Annotated in this window: 20 protein-coding genes; 9 read left to right on the top strand and 11 right to left on the bottom strand. The window is 41.8% G+C overall.

The window, feature by feature from the left end; translation table 11 throughout:
* Positions 1-279 precede the first annotated feature (279 nt).
* The 6 genes from B2575_RS10485 to B2575_RS10460 form a co-directional block, all read right to left on the bottom strand.
* Positions 280-717 carry a BLUF domain-containing protein gene (locus tag B2575_RS10485; protein ID WP_296241885.1) on the bottom strand — a complete coding sequence of 146 codons (438 nt, stop codon included), beginning with the start codon at positions 715-717 and terminating at the stop codon, positions 280-282.
* A 62-nt stretch (positions 718-779) separates the two neighbouring features.
* Complete coding sequence (locus B2575_RS10480) at positions 780-1298, bottom strand: BLUF domain-containing protein (protein WP_296241883.1); 519 nt, start codon at positions 1296-1298, stop codon at positions 780-782.
* Positions 1299-1413: 115 nt separating this feature from the next.
* Positions 1414-2025 carry a hypothetical protein gene (locus B2575_RS10475; RefSeq protein ID WP_296241881.1) on the bottom strand — a complete coding sequence of 204 codons (612 nt, stop codon included), beginning with the start codon at positions 2023-2025 and terminating at the stop codon, positions 1414-1416.
* A 696-nt stretch (positions 2026-2721) separates the two neighbouring features.
* Positions 2722-3345 (bottom strand): single-stranded DNA-binding protein, encoded by a 624-nt coding sequence (gene ssb / locus B2575_RS10470; protein ID WP_045444307.1) that lies wholly within the window; start codon positions 3343-3345, stop codon positions 2722-2724.
* Between the two features lie 264 nt (positions 3346-3609).
* Positions 3610-4209, bottom strand: coding sequence for a DUF3833 domain-containing protein (locus B2575_RS10465; RefSeq protein ID WP_296241878.1), 600 nt, complete (start codon positions 4207-4209; stop codon positions 3610-3612).
* A 136-nt stretch (positions 4210-4345) separates the two neighbouring features.
* Complete coding sequence (locus tag B2575_RS10460; protein WP_296241877.1) at positions 4346-5710, bottom strand: MFS transporter; 1365 nt, start codon at positions 5708-5710, stop codon at positions 4346-4348.
* 675 nt (positions 5711-6385) lie between these two features.
* On the opposite strand from B2575_RS10460, the gene uvrA reads away from it, so the two are divergent.
* From uvrA to B2575_RS13605, 4 genes are all read left to right on the top strand, one after another.
* Positions 6386-9292 (top strand): excinuclease ABC subunit UvrA, encoded by a 2907-nt coding sequence (gene uvrA / locus B2575_RS10455; RefSeq protein WP_296241875.1) that lies wholly within the window; start codon positions 6386-6388, stop codon positions 9290-9292.
* A gap of 123 nt (positions 9293-9415) precedes the next feature.
* Complete coding sequence (locus B2575_RS10450; RefSeq protein ID WP_296241874.1) at positions 9416-10027, top strand: P-loop NTPase fold protein; 612 nt, start codon at positions 9416-9418, stop codon at positions 10025-10027.
* A 178-nt stretch (positions 10028-10205) separates the two neighbouring features.
* Positions 10206-11297: a hypothetical protein gene (locus tag B2575_RS10445; protein WP_296241872.1), complete on the top strand. Its 1092-nt coding sequence runs from the start codon at positions 10206-10208 to the stop codon at positions 11295-11297.
* 21 nt (positions 11298-11318) lie between these two features.
* The gene (locus B2575_RS13605; RefSeq protein WP_372814928.1) at positions 11319-11366 is read left to right on the top strand and encodes an archaellin/type IV pilin N-terminal domain-containing protein; all 48 of its coding nucleotides are present in this window, start codon (positions 11319-11321) and stop codon (positions 11364-11366) included.
* Positions 11367-11648: 282 nt separating this feature from the next.
* Here the strand turns inward: B2575_RS13605 and B2575_RS10440 are convergent, their stop codons facing one another.
* The gene (locus B2575_RS10440; RefSeq protein ID WP_296241871.1) at positions 11649-12503 is read right to left on the bottom strand and encodes a M48 family metallopeptidase; all 855 of its coding nucleotides are present in this window, start codon (positions 12501-12503) and stop codon (positions 11649-11651) included.
* Between the two features lie 540 nt (positions 12504-13043).
* Between B2575_RS10440 and B2575_RS10435 the strand changes: the two genes are divergently transcribed.
* The 3 genes from B2575_RS10435 to gorA all read left to right on the top strand — a co-directional run bounded on the left by B2575_RS10435 (position 13044) and on the right by gorA (position 15873).
* Positions 13044-13832, top strand: a complete 789-nt coding sequence (locus B2575_RS10435) for a threonine/serine ThrE exporter family protein (RefSeq protein WP_045444295.1) — start codon at positions 13044-13046, stop codon at positions 13830-13832.
* Between the two features lies 1 nt (position 13833).
* On the top strand, positions 13834-14286 hold the full coding sequence (locus B2575_RS10430) for a threonine/serine exporter family protein (RefSeq protein ID WP_055124673.1): 453 nt from the start codon (positions 13834-13836) through the stop codon (positions 14284-14286).
* 231 nt (positions 14287-14517) lie between these two features.
* The gene (gene gorA, locus B2575_RS10425) at positions 14518-15873 is read left to right on the top strand and encodes a glutathione-disulfide reductase (RefSeq protein ID WP_296241868.1); all 1356 of its coding nucleotides are present in this window, start codon (positions 14518-14520) and stop codon (positions 15871-15873) included.
* A 79-nt stretch (positions 15874-15952) separates the two neighbouring features.
* Here the strand turns inward: gorA and B2575_RS10420 are convergent, their stop codons facing one another.
* Together B2575_RS10420 and B2575_RS10415 are read right to left on the bottom strand one after the other, a co-directional pair.
* Positions 15953-16414: a DUF2846 domain-containing protein gene (locus B2575_RS10420; protein WP_060491730.1), complete on the bottom strand. Its 462-nt coding sequence runs from the start codon at positions 16412-16414 to the stop codon at positions 15953-15955.
* A gap of 84 nt (positions 16415-16498) precedes the next feature.
* Positions 16499-16867, bottom strand: a complete 369-nt coding sequence (locus B2575_RS10415) for a hypothetical protein (RefSeq protein ID WP_045454206.1) — start codon at positions 16865-16867, stop codon at positions 16499-16501.
* A gap of 247 nt (positions 16868-17114) precedes the next feature.
* Here B2575_RS10415 and B2575_RS10410 point away from each other — a divergent pair, with 247 nt between their 5' ends.
* Complete coding sequence (locus tag B2575_RS10410) at positions 17115-17276, top strand: hypothetical protein (RefSeq protein WP_227676031.1); 162 nt, start codon at positions 17115-17117, stop codon at positions 17274-17276.
* Positions 17277-17306: 30 nt separating this feature from the next.
* Here B2575_RS10410 and B2575_RS10405 read toward each other — a convergent pair whose 3' ends face one another.
* Entirely contained in the window at positions 17307-17930 is a 624-nt protein-coding gene (locus B2575_RS10405; protein WP_296241860.1) for a GNAT family N-acetyltransferase, read from the bottom strand.
* A 90-nt stretch (positions 17931-18020) separates the two neighbouring features.
* Positions 18021-19673: an FAD-dependent oxidoreductase gene (locus B2575_RS10400; protein WP_296241856.1), complete on the bottom strand. Its 1653-nt coding sequence runs from the start codon at positions 19671-19673 to the stop codon at positions 18021-18023.
* Between the two features lie 354 nt (positions 19674-20027).
* On the opposite strand from B2575_RS10400, the gene truD reads away from it, so the two are divergent.
* Positions 20028-21197: a tRNA pseudouridine(13) synthase TruD gene (gene truD, locus B2575_RS10395; protein ID WP_296241892.1), complete on the top strand. Its 1170-nt coding sequence runs from the start codon at positions 20028-20030 to the stop codon at positions 21195-21197.
* Positions 21198-21223: the final 26 nt, after the last annotated feature.

Below are 21223 nucleotides of genomic sequence, written 5' to 3'. Positions count from 1 at the left end.
TCATTAAATGCAATTGTTAATAGGGTTGTATCGGTTTTATTTGGATTAGACTATATCTTCTATAACAAAGGTCAGTGAATAGTAAAATCGGGTAAATGAAAAACCACTATTTATTTAATAGTTATTCGTAAACAGTTATTAATTTTAAGATAAAATCAGTCTCTATAAACAATGTCCTAAAAACGGTTAAACGAATAACTCAGCAAACATAAATCCATAAAAAATAGCAACCGATTTTTTCCATATATATACCTACCAATTAGTTAAAAGCGCCATTGATTAATCATGCTGATCACTAAGCTCATTCATCAAATTATAGGCTGCTTCGGCGCTCAATAAATAGGGATTAAAATCAATCGTTGTCGAATATTTTAAATAAATCGCCGCATTTTTTTCAGTCGGAGAAGCATAATTCATGGACCATTTAGACCATGCTCGATGCTTTAATTCACGCGTTTCAATAACCTGTAAGTCATGATGACGCGAATCAGCAATTAAACTATATAACAGACGATTGATCTGTGCTCTTGGCCCTTCAATGGTTTGTAAAAAGTAATCTTTATTAAACGTCAGCATACCAGTGATGCCATTGGCGGCATTATTTACTTGTGCTTGCTGCAAGATTTCGTTGAAGTCGTTGGCCGATACATCTGGGTTGGCACGGCTAGCGTATGTCATGCTCATCAAAATGTGTGCATCTTCCATTGCTGATGTCATATCTTATCTCTTGTAAAATGTCATGGGTGTGATGGTTCTTAGCGTTTATAAACGTCAGTCAATTAGCCAATAGAAAACCATGGTTTCTTCTTTTTGGCGGCGCTCACTGCTTCTTGCTCTTGAAGGTCTGATAACGTCTCAATCAACATCATGATTTGATTGGTGTTCATCAAATAAGGATTAAACTGAGTACCTGTCGAAAATTTGAGCGCAAGTCCTTTGTTTTCATCGCTCGGAATCAAATATTTCATTGACCATTTGCTCCAATGGCGCAGCTCTACTTCACGGCATTCGATGACTTGTAAGGCATAATGCCGATCATCTTTAACCAGTTTTCTGAGCAATTCATTGATGACGGGTCTCGCTCCTTCAATACTTTGCAAAAAATAATTGTGATTGAACACCAAAGCACCCGTAATACCATTACGCTCATTGTTTTGCTGAGCTTGTGTCAGGATGCGCGTTACTTCACCTTTAGGATTGTCGGTGTTATAACGGCTAATATAAGTTAAACGTAAAATAATATGCTCGCCATGATGCATCTTTAGGCGATTTAATTCTGAAAGCTCAGCTGATTCCACAAAACACTCCAATTAGTTTGCTAAATTTTTCACCTATCACCACCCAGCTACTGTCTTTTATAACCAAGTATTTGTGGTATAAGTCATTTGTTTTATAAAATAAGTCGCGTATATATTAACGTTGAATTTTTTTGATAAACTCATTCATGCCGCGCGATAAATTACTGCTACTGGTGCTCTGTATTTCTTTGACCAAGCTCAATAATTGCGAGCTATCCTTGCATTGTTCTAAACTCAACAAGTAACCCCAAGCTTCTACTGGTGGGGCGTTTTTTTCAATATAGTTGGCCAACTCTGACTTTATCGTCTCGTAGCTCGCACCAGACAACCTAGCCTTGAAAATACTACTGATTGATTTCTTGCCTAATGCTGCCATTTTATTGAGGCTTTTATCATTAAAGGTGCGATCAAACTCTGTCTCAATATTTCTTTCTGACGACGATGCTTGAGACTGGTAAGCCGTCGGTGCTTGCGGCGCAGTGGATGTTTGGGAGGTAGCATTATCAGCGCCCACTATCTCTACACACTCAAGCCCTAACAGCAACTCAAATAGTGGTGCAACACCGCCAAAATCGGCAAACATTTTGCTACGGTCAAGCGTATCAAGATAGCTTTGATACGTGCGTTTACCATCGATCATAATGAGCAAGGTTCTCGCTTCACGCGGCAATATGCCGAGACTCTGAGATTTAATCTCTTCTCTGCCCAAATCAGTTTTTTGAAACACATCACCATCTTTCATTCTTTGTACTCAGCACTAGCAGTAAGGTGGGCACTTTTATAGTCAATTGATTATAAAAGCGTGACAGCTTTAACCTTTCACATTGAACCAACCCTATCGTAAGCGGTCGACCAGATGAATTTTTATTATTTCAACTATTGAACAGTCAGATTTTGACTTTTTATTGGTTAATAAGAATCACTTTAAATCAAAGCCCCACATTTAATATTGTTTGAATTATTGATTCGAGTGGATTATATCAACCCATTTAATGAACCGTTAGCACTAATTAAATCCAATAGAACAGACGGTCTATATAGGATATGAAAGGTAGTTTTCATAAATTTCAATATAAAATTTGATAAAATAATGAGAATAAAAAAATCGATAAACTCAATGAGGCAGGCTACTGTTTATCCGCTTTATCTTCTTACTAAATCGTTTGCTGACCAATAATTAATTTTCTATTTTTTCAAATAACTATCAGGTTATAACTATAAAAACCAACAAACGTTTTACTTTTTTAGCGAGATAATATCGCAATTGACAAAGTCTATCTTTCTTAACGTGCTCACTCTCATACGACCTTTATGCGCACTATAGAAAATTTATTTTTTTAAGTCATTTATCACTAGCCATAAAAAAACCCTGCAATTGCAGGGTCTTCTATAGATTATTCTTAACAGATAACTCTTATCATCATCAGAACGGAATATCATCATCGACAGGACCGTCTGGCATTGCTGTCGGCTTTGACTGTGCAGGCTTTTGCGCAGGTTGATTGAACTGATTCTGCTGAGCAGGTGCGCTTTGATTGTTAAAGCTGTTTTGACCACCTTGAGTAGCTGACTGGTTATAACCGCCTTGCTGTGCTGGCTGATTGTTTGCTTGCTGACCAAAGTTGTTTTGATTGTTTTGACCACCTTGATTGCCATAGCCACCACCTTGACCCTGATTTTGACCGCCAAAGCTATTATCACTTTGACCACCAGTCGCACCATCTAGCATTTGCATTTGCTCAGCGCGAATCTCAGTAATATAACGGTCTTGACCATTGGGATCTTGATATTTACGGGTACGCAAACTACCTTCGATATAAACTTTACTGCCTTTACGCAAATACTGCGCGGCAATTTCACCCAAACGATTAAATAGAGAAATACGATGCCATTCCGTCGCTTCTCTTTTTTCGCCACTTTGCTTGTCGGTCCACTGCTCTGACGTTGCAACCGAGATATTGGTCACGCTACCGCCGTTATTAAATTGACGTGCCTCAGGGTCTGCTCCAAGGTTACCGATGATGATAACTTTATTAACTCCGCGCATGATACCGTCCTTTTACTTATGAATAATTTTATGAATCGCTTTAATGACTGTGCAGCTAAGCGCATTCATTAATGATTTTACTGTAATCAATTTTTATTGGAATATCTACAAGCTATCTATTAAAGACGACAATCTATGTCGTTTAGATATATATTATAATTTTTGGGTTTAAAAAACCATGATATTGCTATTTTGCCATTTTATTAAGCGAATTAATACTATTACCAGTTACTGACTTATCAACTCACTCTGTCCTTTATAAACTTATTTAGAATCATTGCTCTCGTTATTGCGATGCATACTCAAGGTGACGCTACCCAGCTCTACGCCAAATTTTTTCATGACTGAGCGATTGAGCATGACGTTTTTATCAACCAGATACATCCAGTCATCAAAATTCACTTTGTAGGTTTTATTCTCAACGGGTAGCTCTAACAAGTAATTCCAATGCAAGGTATTGCCAACCACTTTCCCTGTTGCCTCGCCAATGACATCGCCTGCTGTGCCTTTCCAGCTACCATCAGCTTGTTTGGTCAGTCGCCAGATACGCTGTGATTTTGACCCATCTGCCCATGAGAATTTTTCATCTAAAACGATGACATTATCGCCTTCGTGAGTGGCATCAATATCGACGTAAAAGCGTTTTTTAACCTCGCCATTGCGACCTTGAAACATGCCCCAACCATCGATTTGACCTGAGAAGAACTCATGCATATCGAGCGTGGGCGTGCTGTTCTGATAGGCTTGGATATTTTGTGTGGCGCAACCTGAGAGTAGTAACGTGGCTGATAGACCAGCACCTATTGCCAGCTTGGCCATTACTCGAGGCGCAACACCGTACGACAGCACTTTAAATTTACTCATATTAATTCCTTTTAAATAGAGATAAAGATTTAGCGTTTACTTATTAATAATGGCTGTCTATCTAGTCGTTGTCTACTCAGTTTTTGCCTATTCAACCTTATCTCTACTCGCCTAAGTACGTTGTCCATACCCTTTGTTAAATATCTAGTGGACTCTGTGCCAAACTCGATAACTGCATGCGCGAGTCATCTGTCAATTGTGTCTTGTCCAACTTTAAATAAGCAACTTGCTCTTTTGCCATCACGACCAGCTCATCCACGCCATCTACCGCCAGCATTTGCCGTGACCAGTCTTGGATATTGATGTCTTTAGGGATGGTCACAGTAGTACTCGATAGATAAGGCGGCTGTGCAATCGGAATGATAATGAGTAGCGCCACGCCCATAATGACGGCTAAAATACCCCACGCCAGCAAATTCGGCTGACTTAATAACAACCCACCCATTGCTCCACCGACAAACGCACCAAAGAACTGGCTGGATGAATTTAGCCCCATCGCAGTGGCTTTATTGGCGACTGGGGCGCGCTTAGATATCCATGAGGGAATCGTTGCCTCAAGCAAGTTAAAGCCCATAAAGTACAACAACAGACCTAATATAATACCAACGCCAACCTGACTGCCAATGGCCAATATCGCTAAAGCAGCGGTCATTAACGCAATCGCGCCTAAGAATACTTGACGCATTTTGCGTTTCTTTTCAGCGATGATAATAAAAGGAATGGCAACGGCAAAACCAATAAATAACAGCGGCAAATAAACCAAGCCTTGCTGACGTACCGATAAACCCATCACCTCATTAAGCTGATGCGGCAATATCACAAAGATAGCGGTCATGGTTAAATGCAGGGCAAAGATACCGATATGTAGGCGGTTTAAATCGCCGATTTTGAGGACGGTCGCTAATTGCTGACCAATCGATTTATTGTCTAAATTATGCTTAAGCACCCGTAGCGGTGTCGGCACAAACAACAGTAATAACATCGCCAATACGGCAAAGCCTGAGGTCAACCAAAATAAACCAGAGATACCCAGCGAGCCAACCAATAACGGACCAAAGGCAAAAGCGAGCATGATAGAAGTCGCAATGGTCAAGCCCATCGTTGCCATCGCTTTGGTACGCATCTCTTCGCGCGTCACATCAGCCAATAATGCCATCAATACCGCAGATACCGCGCCACTACCTGCCAGCGCCCGACCAATGATAACCTCATAAATATCAGTCGCATTTGCCGCAATGATACCGCCAAGAGCAAATAAGATCAGTCCTAAAATGATAATCGGCTTACGCGGGAATTTATCCGCAGCAAGACTCATAGGAATCTGAAATATCGCCTGCCCTAGACCATAAATACCGACCGCCAAACCAATCAAAAACGGCGTCGCGTGCGCATAATTGTCACCATATACAGAAAACACAGGCACAATCATAAACAGACCAATCATCCGCAAAGCAAATATACCACCGACCCCGAGGATTGCCCGTTTTTCTACGCTATTCATACTTGCCTCACTGGTTCGTCATTGCTGATTTATCACTACTGCGCTGCTTATACTATTGTGATGCTATCAAGACTTTAGCTACAAATTAAGCCCACTAGTATAAGACATTCGCCGTTTGCGTGCCGAGACTTTTGTCTTATTGGTGCAGCCTCCCATACCTCTTCAACCCAAGCCATTCATATTACGCGATTATTTTGTTACCAACTGCATCGGATGCGCAATCACACCTTGAATAATGCGGTCGCCATGACAATAAAGTAAGGCGTCATAAATATTATTGCTCGTCAACTAGAACGATCGCTTAGATGACAAACTCCTCTATAAAACGACATGTTGGTCAAAACCATGACAAAAGATGACTACTACTTAACATTGATTTGATTTAGATTTGCTTAGTCATACGAAAACCAATCACATCAAAGGCTGTAGAATAAGAAAACAGCAAAATGAACGCCAAGTAGCATACTGCTCAGCAATAAAAATTAAAACAGTAAATTAGGCATCTATAGCTCTCACTTCATCAACGTATAAACATTTTATAAAAATATTATTTATAACCATATTATAAACTTACAAAACATTCACATTTTTAACCAACCATTCTATTGATCTGTATTTAGCTTTTAATTTGAGATATTTTCAATCCCCTTTTAGCAAATAGGAAATCTATCACCGATGGCACACGAGTATATTAAGGTTCGCGGCGCACGCACTCATAATCTAAAAAATATCGATTTAGACATTCCACGAGATAAATTTGTGGTGATTACGGGTTTATCAGGCTCTGGTAAATCGTCATTGGCATTCGATACACTGTATGCCGAAGGGCAACGTCGTTATGTCGAAAGCTTATCGGCGTATGCGCGTCAATTCCTCTCACAAATGGAGAAACCTGACGTCGATAGTATCGAAGGGCTGTCGCCAGCGATTGCTATCGAGCAAAAATCAACCAACCATAACCCGCGCTCTACCGTCGGGACGATTACTGAGATTTATGACTATCTTCGTCTACTCTATGCGCGCATTGGTACGCCCTTTTGCCCAGAGCATGGTGAACCAATGGTCGCGCAGTCGGTCACTGAAATGGTCGATCAAGTCATGGCCTTGCCAGATGATACTAAGATTATGATCTTGGCACCTGTGATTCGTGAGCGTAAAGGTGAGCATACCGTCTTGCTTGAGCAGCTGATTGGACAAGGTTTCGTACGCGTACGTGTCGATGGTGATGTCTACGATACCGATGAATTACCAACACTCGATAAGAAGAAAAAGCATACCATTGAAGTCGTCGTTGACCGTTTTAAAGTCCGTGATGACTTGGGTAACCGTGTCGCTGAAAGTTTAGAGACAGCTTTACGTTTAGGTCAAGGTTTAGTGACGTTACACTTTATGGATGGCAATCCAAAAGAAGGCGGCGACGAAAACCAAGTGATGTCAGCCAAGCATTCATGCCCTGTCTGTGATCGTGCCGTACCTGAGCTTGAACCGCGTATGTTCAGTTTTAACAATCCATACGGCGCATGCCCAAGCTGTGACGGTCTTGGTAAACGTCAATACTTCGCGGCTGAAAAACTCATTACCCACCATGAAAAATCGCTCAATCAAGGCGCAATCAATGGTTGGGATAAACGTCATGCCTACTACTTTGGATTGCTATCGACCGTTTGTAATCATTTTAAAATTGATATGGATGCGCCGTGGCAAGAGCTGCCAAAAGCGCAACAAGACCTGATTATGCAAGGCTCTGGTAAAGAAAAGCTAACCTTTAATTTCACTGATGAGCGCGGTCGTAAAACCAATAAGACCGTGCCATTTGAAGGCGTATTGCCTTATTTAGAACGTCGCTATGCCAAAACGCAAAGCAATCTCGTGCGTGACGAGCTAGCCAAATATCTGGCTGATACCACTTGTAATGTCTGTGATGGCGCGCGACTCAATGAAATTTCACGTAACGTCCGTGTCGAAGATCACACCATCGCCGAAATCGTCAAGCTGTCTATCGGTGACGCAGCTGACTATTATAAAACGCTAAAAATTGGCGGTCATAAAGGCGAAGTCGCGGAAAAAATCTTTAAAGAGATTAACGAGCGCTTAAACTTCCTTGTCAGTGTCGGTCTTGATTATCTATCCCTTGCTCGCTCTGCTGAAACGCTATCGGGCGGAGAAGCGCAGCGTATTCGTCTTGCCAGCCAAATTGGCGCAGGTCTGATGGGCGTGATGTATGTCCTTGATGAACCATCGATTGGTCTACATCAACGCGATAATGATCGCTTGCTGAAAACTTTAACGCGCTTACGTGATTTGGGCAATACGGTACTGGTCGTTGAGCATGATGAAGACGCCATTCGCCAAGCAGATCATGTGATTGATATCGGTATTGGTGCAGGTGTACATGGCGGTCATATTATCGCTCAGGGCACGGTCGATGACATTATGGCAAACAAAGAATCGCTGACTGGACAATATATGTCTGGTAAGAAGAGAATCGAGATTCCAGCCATTCGTCATAAAGCCAAAACGATCGATATGGAAGTCAAAGGTAAAGCCAAACCCAAACAAGTTCCGATGACGATTGAGCTCAAAGGTGCGTCAGGCAATAACTTGCATGATGTAGATTTGACCATTCCCATTGGTATTATGACTTGTGTGACTGGTGTCTCAGGTTCGGGCAAATCAACGTTGATTAACCGTACCCTTATGCCATTGGCAGCGACGCAATTGAATAATGCCTCAACGCTCATCGCGGATAAGCATGACAGCATCAGCGGTCTTGAGCATCTGGACAAAATGGTTGACATCGATCAAAGCCCAATTGGGCGTACGCCGCGCTCAAACCCAGCGACTTATACGGGTGTGTTTACCCCTGTGCGTGAGATGTTTGCCCAAACTCAAGAAGCGCGTGCTCGTGGTTATAAGCCGGGCCGCTTTAGTTTCAACGTCAAAGGCGGACGCTGTGAGATGTGTCAAGGTGATGGTCTCATCAAGGTCGAAATGCATTTCTTACCGGATATGTATGTGCCGTGTGATACCTGTGAAGGCAAGCGCTATAACCGCGAGACTTTAGAGATTCACTATAAAGGAAAAAATATCGCTGACGTACTCGATATGACTGTAGAAGATGCCACTGAGTTCTTCTCAGCCATTCCAGCGATTTATCGCCGCCTGCAAGCATTGATGGATGTTGGACTCAGCTATATCCGTCTTGGTCAGTCTGCGCCAACGCTATCAGGCGGTGAAGCGCAACGTGTCAAACTGGCGCGTGAGCTTGCCAAACGTGATACTGGGCAGACGCTGTATATCTTGGATGAGCCGACCACTGGTTTGCATTTCCATGATATCGATAAGCTGCTGCATATCTTGCATACCCTACGCGACAAAGGTAATACTATCGTCGTCATCGAGCATAACTTGGATGTTATCAAAACAGCGGATTGGGTGATTGATCTTGGCCCTGAAGGCGGTAAAGGTGGCGGACTCATTATCGCGGAAGGTACACCAGAGGAAGTGGCAGAAGTTAAAGGCTCATATACGGGTGAGTTCTTGAAGCCAATGCTTAAGCAAGCGATGAAAGAAGTGAGTTAATCGAATTTAGGTAATAATTAATGAAAGGCTACTCTTTAGGGGGTGGCCTTTTTTGTTAGGTTAGGTTTTGTATTCAATGCTAATATAGACAATATTTTAAGAACATCTGTAAGGTAATAAGTGATGGCAAATGTAGCAAATCTAGAAAAGAAGCTTTTAGAGCTTATCAATAATAAAGACTCTTTTGCTGTTGCTTTGACTGGTGAATGGGGTATTGGTAAGACTCGTTTTTGGAATGACTTCTACAAGGAAAACCATACAGATTTAGGAGTCAGTAAATATTCTTATGTTTCACTATTCGGCATTGATTCAATAGATGCTCTGAAGTTCGAAATTGCACTTAGTACTCATGATACTACACAAAAGAAGGACTACCTTACTGGACTAAAAGGTATATTCAAGAAAGGCTTGGATGCTATAGACTTACCAAAACTTGAAGGTACAGGCGTCACTCTATCTCTTGGTAAAGGTTTAATTAGCAGTGCCATTACCAGTCTTATTGGAGACACTTTGATTTGTATTGACGATATTGAAAGGCTATCTAAAAATATAGATATCAAAGATATGATGGGGTTAGTTAATCACTTGAGCTTAGAAAAAAACTGTAAAGTAGTAGTAATATTACATGAAGGTAAAGCAGACAAAGACTTTAGAGAATATAAGGAAAAAGTGTTTGATGAAGTGTTAACTTTAGATAACTCACTATCTATCATCAAAGATGATAATCATAAATAATGAGCTTTTTCCTATATACGAAAATTTTTATCAAACTATGAACATCAAAAATATAAGGTTTTACCAGCGAGTTGAAAGAACTTTGAAAGCTATACTAGATAATTCAGACGACGACCTGTCTTTCACTAGTAAACAACAAATTTTGGAAGCTCTTTTAATTATACGTACGGCTCATGATATGCCTTCTACTTTTGACAATACTATCGATTTTGATTTCTTTGTGAAGTCATTCAGCTCACCTAGAGTCGATGAGCTTCGCGGTTATGACTTTGATCTTGCATTCAAATTAGATGATGAAGAGAAAGTTGAAGTAGCAAGAAAATTTAAGATAATGGATGATGTTATTTCTCAGTTTTATAGCTACTTTGAACTGTCAGGCTGGAGTAAAATAATAACAGACTTACTCATCAACTTAGATGCAGAAAGTGATGTTATCGAAGAATTAAGTCGATCAGATAGACTCACAGAAACTCAATTAGAAAGCGATAGAGAAAAGCAAGGTTTGATGGCTGAATATCGTAATTTAAACTCAGATCAAAGCTTCAATCAGAGACTGTTTGACAATATTAAAGATAGAATAGACAGAGAAGCATTCCCTAATTTGAGCTTCTATTATAATATACTCGAAAAAAATGCTTCTCCTGATTTAGCCAACCAATTTGAAGCGCTAGTGAAACAATATATAGAAGAAAGAGTTAAGAAAGGACCAGAAGAGTGGTTTGTAGGAGATTATTATCTTAGAACTCCAGTAACTCCTGATATTTTTTATAACTTTCTTTTGCAAACCATTGATGATCAAAAAAAGGGACTGGCTCTAAATACTGATACCAGTACTCTATTCGAAATTTTTATGCAATTTTGCAAACATGGAAATGATAGTGAGGATTTTTTTGAAGCTATACAAAATATTAGTAAAGAAAATTTCAGTTCTGTTGTTTGGCAACCACTTGATGATGGAATAGATAGAATTAGATATATTCAAGAATTACTAAAACACCCTGCTTTTAAAGTTAAGATTTCTAATAAAGTTGAGACTGCCAAATTTAACAACGAAGATAGACTTGATACAGCGATTTGGCATTATCAAGAGCTGGTAAATGCTCAAAAGCCGCCTCCTTTTATCCATCAATCAGTTATTATGCAAAGCAAGTTAAATGAAGTTAAGCGATGGACTCTAGAATTGCTTCAAAAGAGACTCGTAGAGAAACCGAATAGTAAAGCAGCTATCGAACATCTTTTAGAACTTACGGATAACTTAGAGAATATATAATCGTAATACTGAATAGCTGTCATGAGACGCGGTTTAGCCCCGATTGTAGCGGTTATCCTACTCAATTGAACGAGTTGCGAGGACTAGATTTTGGATTGGCTACGCGGAGCAAGAGACAGTACAAACCGTAGCCCTCGCCTCGTATCAGTGAGTAGATATGAGCGGAAAGCAGGATTGGCTCCAATACTTAGTTGTTAGATCTCTTACCTCGCTGCCAACCTACTTGACACCCAAAATCACGACGTCAGATAAAATTTAAATCAGCCACCTTTAGATATTTCTTCGCAAAAAAAGGTAAGTCGTTTGACTTACCTTCTTGGGTAATATTTACATTTGAGAGTATTTACTGAGTTATTTACGTTTAATGGTTCTAGTAGTTACTCCAGTCGTTGCCCTACTAGTTGCATTAGCAGGTGCTTTCGCAGCCGCTTGATAAACTGGCGTAACCTCAGGTAAAAGTGCCTGAATTTTAGCGATACGCTGCCCAGAGTTTGGATGGGTAGACATTAAAGTAGCTATGGTGTTGCTACGACCATTGGCAGCCTCCATTTTTTGCCATACTGCAACGGCAGCTTCTGGATTGTAGCCTGCCTCCGCCATCAAGCGTAGACCACCCGCATCGGCTTGTGACTCCTGACTACGAGAAAATGGCTTATCAAGTCCGTAGTCACTAATCAAACCCAACGCATCATCACTTAACCCTGTTCTTGACTGTAGTTCGGCACCACCTAACTGCAGCGCTAAGCCTGTCAGAATTTTTTGCCCAGCATCTTTTTTACTGTGCTCAGATAGCGCATGGGTCATTTCGTGTCCCATGATTGCCGCGATCTCTGCATCTGTTAACTGTAGCTTTTCTACAATACCGGTATAAAAAGCCATCTTACCGCCAGGCATTGCCCAAGCATTTAATTCAGGTGAACGTATAACCGTGACCTGCCAATCAAAAGGGACGCCTGTTGTATTAGCGCGAACGGCGTAGGGCTTCATACGATTAAAGACGTTTTTCACTCGAATGGCGGTAGCAGAAGTATTATCTACCGCGCCTTGACTACTGGCTTTAGAGACCACTTGAGAGTAGCTTTTAGCCGCATCGGTATTTAATGTAGCCGTATCGTACCCTGCCATATCGGCGACCGTAGTACACCCTGCTAAAGTAGTAATAGTAGTCAGCAATAGAGCATTTTTTATGTTATTAAAAGTGGTCATTAGACGTCCTGGTTGAGAAATACAATTAAGTTAAATAGCTAAGCTAAAGGCAAGGAATTGATAGACTTAAAATTCCACTATCGAAATCTATGTCTTGCAACACATTAATTGAGAACGATATATAATTGAGAACGATATATAATTGATAACGTAACTAAAATTCAATCAATATGTAATTATCATGTAAGTAATGTGTCTAGATTATCGAGGAAGAGATTATCACTACAGAAAACAAAAGTCTATTAATTTTATAATCTATTATTTGTTTGATATCACAATTCCCAGCCTCCATTTGACGCCTACAACTTTATTCCTTTAATTAAAATCGCTGCTTAGAGAGCATCCTGCAATAGATTCCACCTACATGAACGCCCTTTCTACATTTATCACTCGCGCATCTACCGTACGTTCTATTTTCTCTTTGCCAAAAAAGTTTATAATTTATAGTAGCATCAAACATAATGTCCGATAATGTCTGCGCGTCAGCTCCCAGACCCTTTATAATAGCGTATCGATACCAACCAACCTGCGTGTCTCACCATGACCTCTATCAGCTACGTAAAGCAGCAACGCATTACTCGACTATGCGTGCGCTGCGGCTTACTCCTCATGCAGTATGGCGCTGAGTCTGCCGTGGTGGTGGACTTGTCCAAACGCTTGGGGCTTGCGTTGGGGATGAACAGCGTTGAATGTTCGCTGAACTTTAACGCCATCACCCTGACGACCATCTGTGACGAGCGCTGTATCACCACCACCAGAGACACGATCAATCAGAGCATCAATGTCAATTTATTGGTACAAATCCAGCAAATTATCAATAAAACCGAAGCCACCGTCGATAGTACCGATTTGATTGACCGCACTACCCTTGCCTTTGATGAGTTGGATAAAACCGTATACCCAACGTGGCTGGTGGGCATATTTGTTGGTGCGTCTTGCGCAGCGTTTGCGTATCTGAATGGCGGCAGCTGGTCTATTACCGCGGTGACATTTATTGCGGGTATGGTAGCGATGTTCACTCGTATTTATCTGTCCAAGCATCACTTTAATCCCTTTATCACCGTCATTGTGACGGCTTTTATTGCTTCTTTAATTGGAGCGACGACCTACTATTTTGATATTGGTAATAATGCCGATATTGCGGTTGCCTCTAGCGTCTTGCTACTGGTGCCCAGCTTTCCTTTGATCAATTCTTTCTCAGATATCTTAAAAGGCTATGTCAATATTGGCGTTGGGCGTGCGGTATTTACCTATATGCTCACCCTATCCGCGTGCGTTGGCATCGTGATGGCGTTAGTTTTATTACGCATACAGCATTGGGGGTTTTGAGATGTGGTTCATTGAGACTGTTGTGCTTTCATGTATTATTACCCTTGGTTGGACGCTGATGTTCAGCGTACCCAAACGCTATATTTTGCCTTGTTTGCTGATGACTGCTTTTGGCTTCGGATTAAAGACTGCTCTGGTTTATCAACATGTACATATCGTGGTTGCTAGCTTTTTTGGGGCAATGCTTGCCAGCTTTTTAGGCGTGTATTTTTCTAAGAAATATACCTTACCACCCAAAGCACTTATCTCGCCTAGTGTCATTTGTATGATGCCCGGTATCGCCGCGTATAAGGCGATGGTCAGTATGGTGCAGATTGGTTATTTTGGCTTTTCAGACGAGTTATTTAGCCAAATGATGGTGTATTTGTTCGAAGCTTTATTTGTCACCTCAGGATTGGTGCTAGGCTTATCCATTCCCGGACTGTTATTTTATAGACGACGTGCCATTGTTTAAGTAAGTTTAGATGAGTGCAGTTGGGTTTAAATGGAATTATTAGATGTCAGGCTATTTCTGCCTAAATGCTTTTATATTCTGATGCTAGCTGGTACATCCTCATAAGCAAAACCTTGTAAGATTAATAATGATACCCATTACAATAGAGTTCAAAACAACAGAATTAAAAAATAATAGACGGCAAAATTGTACCAATACCCATCAATACGTCCTGAATAAAGAGACTTAACCATGACAAAACATTATGACTATATCGCCATTGGCGGCGGTAGCGGTGGCATTGCTTCCATCAACCGTGCGGCGAGCTATGGCAAAAAATGCGCCATTATCGAAGCCAACCAACTGGGCGGTACTTGTGTGAATTTGGGCTGCGTTCCCAAAAAAGTGATGTGGTATGGCGCACAAGTTGCCGAGGCGATTCATAAATATGCGCCAGACTATGGCTTTGATGTGGATATTAAAGGTTTTGACTTTCAAAAACTGGTACAGAGCCGTCAACAATATATCGAAAATATCCATCGCTCTTATGACAATAACTTAGCCAAAAATGGCGTAGAAGTGATCAAAGGCTTTGCCAAATTTGTCGATACCAATACCGTAGAAGTGAATGGCGAGCTGATTACCGCTGACCATATTTTGATTGCCACAGGCGGTCACCCGATTCAGCCAGACATCAAAGGCGCAGAATACGGCATCGACTCTGATGGCTTTTTTGCGTTGAATCATTTGCCAAAACGCGTGGCAATTGTGGGAGCTGGATATATCGCTGTTGAAATCGCAGGCGTGTTGAACAGTTTGGGCGCTGAGGTGCATTTGTATGTACGCCAGCACTCGCCGCTGCGCTCATTTGATCACAGTGTGGTAGAGGCGTTGCTGATAGAGATGGAGCAAGACGGTATTCAATTGCATACCAATACTACGCTCACGGAAGTCAATAAAAACGAAGATGGCAGCCTGACTTTATGTACCGAAAATGGCAGTCTAGACACGACAGATTGTTTGATTTGGGCGATTGGTCGTGCGCCATCGACAGACAATATCAACCTGCAAGTGACGGGTGTGGAAACGAACGAAATTGGCAAAATCAAAGTCGATAAATTCCAGAACACCAATGTTAAGAACATCTATGCGGTCGGCGATATTATCGAAAACAGTGTGGATTTGACGCCAGTAGCTATTGCAGCAGGTCGTCGTCTTTCAGAGCGCTTGTTTAACAACAAACCTAATGAGCATTTGGACTATACGTTGATACCGACGGTGATCTTTACCCATCCTGCTATTGGTACGATTGGCTTGTCTGAAATCGACGCGGTTGAGCGCTATGGCAAAGAAAATATCAAATGCTATAACTCAACATTTACCTCGATGTATAGCGCGGTGACCCAGCATCGTCAGAAGTGTATGATGAAACTGGTGTGCTTGGGTGATGAGGAAAAAGTCATTGGTCTACACGGTCTTGGCTTTGGTGTTGATGAGATGATTCAGGGCTTTGCCGTCGCCATCAAAATGGGCGCGACTAAAGCGGACTTTGACAATACGGTTGCCATTCATCCAACTGGCTCAGAAGAGTTTGTGACAATGCGCTAGTTTGATAGAAAGACTGGGCTAAATTAGTAGAAAGGCTACCCCTAATGAGGTAGCCTTTCCTTATAGATAATGACTTGCACTACTTGCTACAAGTCCCTTTTATGCCGAGTTTGAGGTCAGCGATTGCTTCCCTGCCTTCACTTTCAGGTACCAGTTTAACACCCGCACCACCAACAATTAAACCTGGCTTAATATATTGTTTTACAAAGTAGTTATTACCCGCTGTAGTATCAATCATTAAATCGTTAGGAGAAAATTCAGATTCGGTAGAAACTTTGTGCTGCATATTGCCCAGCACTTCATGATAGAAAAAAGTGCCTCGTGCAGTTTCACCAATACATTCATCATCTACCCACACATCTTTCTTTAGAGCTCCACCCACCACACTATTGCTACGATAAATATATAGACCAGCATTGTTGGCACTAGGTGCTTTCACTTGCTTGAGTACGCTAGATACTTCGATATTTTCAGTGGGTACAGAAGCACAACCGGCAAATAGTATTGATGTAATCGTTAGAAAAGCGATTTTTTTTAGCATTTTATTTCTCTAAGAATAAAGTAAATGTGACTTGAAATTTCTGATGATTTTATTATGAGTAACTTTAAAAAATATAGCTCTGCTTTAATTGCCTAATACCCATTCATCGTTCACTTGATAAACCTTGAAATTGGTCTTGTTAGTGCGGCTCTCTCCCGCGATTGTCTGAGTGATATCAGCAGTACACATATAAGTATTGTCACCCTCGACAGTATCACAGTTGATATTTTCGACGCGTTCAAGCTTTGGCATCATACCCTCCATCATGCCGCTCATCGCCTTTGCCATCTCATCATTACCTGCATTCGCCATCGCATCGTCCATCATACTATTGGCTTGCTCGTATTGTGCCTCGATTAACGCTTCAACTGTGCTTTCAGAAGGTGCATTAGAGCATGCGACAAATAGCGGTGTTAGTAATGCTATGACTGCCAGTTTTTTCAGATTAGTCATCTCAATCTCAATGTGTCTATAATGTTACTTCACTATACAGAATTACTTCTAAATACCCAACTTAATTTTAGAGTACAAGTTTGGATTTATGATGAATAGCTTTAATAATCTAATGAGATGAAGGAATTAACGTGCGGTGTATACTGACAGTGCATTCACGATACTGCTATGATGTGGTATTCAAAACCGTTGCGAGATAACTGTGTGGCAGGTGTACTTTTTTATATTACCGATTGGTCTGGGAATTATGACCTTGGCAGCAAGTTTGTTATTTTTGTTTGCCTATCTGATGTCTGATGACAATGCCACGCGCTTGCCCGCTTTTAACTGGTTCAAGCGCTTAATCATCGTGGCATTTATATTACTAAGTGTTGGGCTATTTATGACCTTTGGTCATTTTTGGGGTTAATAAAATCAGCCTTTAAACATTCAAGATTTTTCAATGAACCATTTTTTCTAACTCCAATAATTCTAAATCTTCACGCTTTGGCTCGCCATTATTGCCGTCATTTGGAAATGGTATTTTATTACCATTTAGCTCATAACCTCGGCGCTGATAGTAAGCCAACAGCTCAGGACGATGACTCAAAATGGACATGGTCAAACGCGCAGTGTTTTTAGCTGCTGCTTGCTCATCTGACTGTAGATGATGAGTAGCAAAGGTTTCTGCTGCTTGCAAAATAACATTACCAACGCCCTGCCCTTGCAGCTCTGGATCTACTGCAAACATGCCGATGTAGGCTTTGTTATTTGAGTCAGCATCGGTTTTGATATCGACAGCGATACAACCGAGTATCTCACCCGTTTCCTTTCCATCACGGTCGCCCGTTGTCGTTTTTGGATAGACAAAGTAATAGTGATTAGGGTCATTAATCACGGCAGCGAGCTCAGCTGACGTGGTTCGAATACCGCCAATTAAATCCGCCTCATTGGTCCAACCTGCGGTCTCGCGATAACAGCGATTTAATAATTGCTCAAGTGCACCAATATCATCGGCTTGCGCTTGTCGTAAAAACACGGACTCTCTATCCAAGTAATTTTTATCTATAGTGTTTTTATTCATATTATAATTTTTCCTTTCCTTGTTTGTATTAAAAAAACTGACCCAAATCGATAGGTCAGCCTTAATAGTAATATGTATCCATCTTGAGTACTAGGGCGATAACGCCTGTGCTTGGTCGATAATATTAAATCCTGCATTGAGCTGTGCACGCGTTGGTGCATGACCACGGCGGAGTAGTTCAGAAAAGGCAACCAACTCTTTATCACGCCCTAAAGTGCTAGCCGCACTAGCACGTGTGTTTTCCCCAACATCATCAAAGTAGTATTCGATATAATCTAACGTATCTGGCGAACCAAACAAGATATTATTATCGGGTGTCTTCGCATGTCCACTATAGCGTAGGCTCTTGCCATATTGCATCGTCCAAAAGAAAGGGATACGCGCGGCGAGCGAGTTGACACTATCATCATTTAATATCGCAGCCGCAGTCACTAAGCCATGTTGCAAGGCCACGCGCCAATGTTCAATGCGCATGCGCCCCATTTGTCCAGAAGCTTTCGCAATATCACCCAATGCATAGACCCCATCACGCAGCTGTAAATACTCATCCACTTGAACACCATCTGGCGCGTTTACTTCTTCGAACAGTTCTATACGTGGTGCTACGCCAGTCCCTAAAATCACAATATCAGCATCAACTTGCTCACCGTTCGCCAGCGTGACACCGCCCACTTGTGAAAAGGTTTGATTTTCTTCTTCATTCTCAGACCGATTAACAACCCTTTTAACCTCAGTGATTTCATTGACCGTGGCATCAAAAACAAACTGAATGCCTTTTTCTTCATGCAGCTTGATCAGCGCATTACTGACGGTTTCGGAGACAATATTTCCCATGACGCGATGGTCTTTTCCGATGACGGTAATAGAAGCCGTCGTGCCTGCCTGCGCCAATGCGGAAGCGACCTCCATACCGATAAAGCCAGTACCGATAATCACCACACGCTGATCGTGACTGGCCGCTTTTATCAATTTGGCATCATCCATACTACGCAGCGTATAAACGCCATCAAGCTCAGCCCCTTTAAAGGGCGGTATCTTTGGCTCAGCGCCTGTTGCAACCACTAAAAAATCAGCAGTTTGTCTGTCGCTATGACCATTTTTATCTTTAATGATAATGGTACGTTCATTGGGCAATACTTCGCTGACAGTTTGATTCAAGCGTAAATTAATATCGTGTTTGCTCGCCCAATCTGCACCGCCTAGTAGAAGCTTCTCTTCAGGCATATTGCCCGCTAAAAATGCTTTGGACAATAATGGACGATTATAAGGGGCTTTATCATCAGCACTAATCAAGGTGATTTTGCCGCCATAGCCAGTGTTACGCAGCTGATGCGCTGTCATAAAACCAGCCGCGCCACCGCCCACGATGAGAGTATGCGTCTCGATAAGCTTATCATTTGTAATCTGTTTATCTATCTTCGCTGAGATATTCACCGTCAAGTTGTCGCCATTATCGGTCACTTCATATTGAGTCAAACCTTCTGTCGCGACTGGCTCTAACAGAGTACCATCGCGGCTATCAAAAGTCGCATGATGCCAAGGACAGACCACGCGATTGCCACAACGTAATCCTGTGCCTAAATCTGCGCCTGCGTGCGGGCATTTGCCATCGAACGCCTGAAACTCATCGTCGTCGCGGGTGATTAAAATGATACTATCATCATCTTGCTTGTAAGATTTCATGCCGCCACTGGCAATATCAGCCTTATTAATAGTCACTGTGTCAATCGTTGCATTGGTCATAAGTCGTCCTTAACAGTTATAATGGTTCCCTGAATCAAACGTGTTGAAAATAACCCTATCACATCAGCCAGTTTCAACGAAAAACACCGTTCTCGATACGTTTATTTAAATGCTTTTTTAAAACGCTATCCATTGATAGTAGCAAGACACTTTCGCACACGCTGTTTTTTTGTATGTTTCCTGCGTTGCAAAACGTAATCGTTAACTGTTAATCCCTATGCTTACCTATTCTTTTTAAATCTTATCCTCAACATAAAAGACGACTTTATGAATTCTCGTGATGACATGACCGATATTAATGCTAGCCCTCAATCCGCTCTCGAAAACAATCAATTTGATAATGAGCAGTTTGATATGGCAAGTATCGATATTACCGCCGCGACGGATACTGCGCAGTTACCGCAGCCTCTTCAACCACCTGTACAGCAAGCAACCTATAAAGCCCACGCAACAGACTTTATCGTTAATGAGCTATTGCCGCTCGAATTCACCGGTGAAGGTGAGCATTTATGGCTGCATATCCAAAAATCAGGGATGAATACCGCTTATCTTGCCAAACTGCTGTCAGAGTGGGCAGAGATTCCTCTGCGCGATGTTGGTTATTCAGGTCTTAAAGATCGCCATGCATTGACAACCCAGTGGTTCAGCTTACGGATACCAAAAAAACAGCTGCCAGCGGCTGAATTTGCACCAGCCGATATCGGAGCCAATGAATCGGTCACGATCATCGACCAGCAATGGCACAACAAAAAGCTCAATCGCGGCACGCATCGCGCTAATCAATTTATCATTACCTTGCGTAATATCCAATTTGCTGATTTTGATACAGCATTGCCAGCACCTGAGCAATTATTGTCGGCGAAGCAAGATGTCGAACAGCATTTAGCAAGCATCGCTATAGCTGGCGTACCCAATTATTTTGGCCCTCAGCGTTTTGGACGTAATGGCAATAATATTAGAGAAGCATTATCGCTGTTTGCACGCCCACTACAGCAAAGTCGACCACAACCCAAAAAGAGCAAACGCAAGCACGCGCCACGTGAGCAAAATACAATGGAGCTGTCTGCCGCACGTAGCTTAATTTTCAATGAGATATTGGCGGTACGAGTGCGTGATGGCAGCTGGAGTACTGGGCTGGCAGGAGAAGTGTTTAACTTAGAGGGTTCAGGATCAATATTTACTAGCGAAGCCATAGACAACACGTTGCGTGCACGCCTTGAGACGGGTGATATCCATCCCACTGCTGCATTATGGGGCAAGGATAATGATAAAGTCAGTGGCATGGCGGCAAGTACTGAGAAAAATGTGATTCAGCAAAATCCGCTACTGGCTCGCTTAGCCAATGGCTTAGAGCAGCGCGATGTAAAAGCACAGCGCCGCGCGCTGCGCCTACCTATTGAAGCGCTGTCTTGGGAATGGCAGGATAAAGATAATGAACAGACATTGGTTCTGAGCTTTACGTTAACGACAGGTAGCTTTGCCACCAGTGTCTTGGCAAGCTTAGTAAAACAATTAATACACTAAAGCGTAGTTGACCCTTCGACTATGGC

The sequence above is a fragment of the Psychrobacter sp. UBA6739 genome, from assembly GCF_002453835.1.
GTDB classification, from domain to species: Bacteria; Pseudomonadota; Gammaproteobacteria; order Pseudomonadales; family Moraxellaceae; genus Psychrobacter; species Psychrobacter immobilis_A.
The sequence above is the reverse complement of the archived record's forward strand: the minus strand, read 5'-3'. Positions and strand labels throughout refer to the sequence as shown.

Coding starts and splice junctions, on each gene's coding strand:
- B2575_RS10410 (WP_227676031.1), top strand. CDS start 17,115: ATGACCTTGGCAGCAAGTTTGTTATTTTTGTTTGCCTATCTGATGTCT.
- B2575_RS10435 (WP_045444295.1), top strand. CDS start 13,044: ATGACCTCTATCAGCTACGTAAAGCAGCAACGCATTACTCGACTATGC.
- truD (WP_296241892.1), top strand. CDS start 20,028: ATGGCAAGTATCGATATTACCGCCGCGACGGATACTGCGCAGTTACCG.
- gorA (WP_296241868.1), top strand. CDS start 14,518: ATGACAAAACATTATGACTATATCGCCATTGGCGGCGGTAGCGGTGGC.
- B2575_RS10415 (WP_045454206.1), bottom strand. CDS start 16,867: ATGACTAATCTGAAAAAACTGGCAGTCATAGCATTACTAACACCGCTA.
- uvrA (WP_296241875.1), top strand. CDS start 6,386: ATGGCACACGAGTATATTAAGGTTCGCGGCGCACGCACTCATAATCTA.
- B2575_RS10450 (WP_296241874.1), top strand. CDS start 9,416: ATGGCAAATGTAGCAAATCTAGAAAAGAAGCTTTTAGAGCTTATCAAT.
- B2575_RS10465 (WP_296241878.1), bottom strand. CDS start 4,209: ATGAGTAAATTTAAAGTGCTGTCGTACGGTGTTGCGCCTCGAGTAATG.
- B2575_RS10485 (WP_296241885.1), bottom strand. CDS start 717: ATGACATCAGCAATGGAAGATGCACACATTTTGATGAGCATGACATAC.
- B2575_RS10420 (WP_060491730.1), bottom strand. CDS start 16,414: ATGCTAAAAAAAATCGCTTTTCTAACGATTACATCAATACTATTTGCC.
- B2575_RS10445 (WP_296241872.1), top strand. CDS start 10,206: ATGCCTTCTACTTTTGACAATACTATCGATTTTGATTTCTTTGTGAAG.
- B2575_RS10400 (WP_296241856.1), bottom strand. CDS start 19,673: ATGACCAATGCAACGATTGACACAGTGACTATTAATAAGGCTGATATT.
- ssb (WP_045444307.1), bottom strand. CDS start 3,345: ATGCGCGGAGTTAATAAAGTTATCATCATCGGTAACCTTGGAGCAGAC.
- B2575_RS10440 (WP_296241871.1), bottom strand. CDS start 12,503: ATGACCACTTTTAATAACATAAAAAATGCTCTATTGCTGACTACTATT.
- B2575_RS10405 (WP_296241860.1), bottom strand. CDS start 17,930: ATGAATAAAAACACTATAGATAAAAATTACTTGGATAGAGAGTCCGTG.
- B2575_RS10430 (WP_055124673.1), top strand. CDS start 13,834: ATGTGGTTCATTGAGACTGTTGTGCTTTCATGTATTATTACCCTTGGT.
- B2575_RS10460 (WP_296241877.1), bottom strand. CDS start 5,710: ATGAATAGCGTAGAAAAACGGGCAATCCTCGGGGTCGGTGGTATATTT.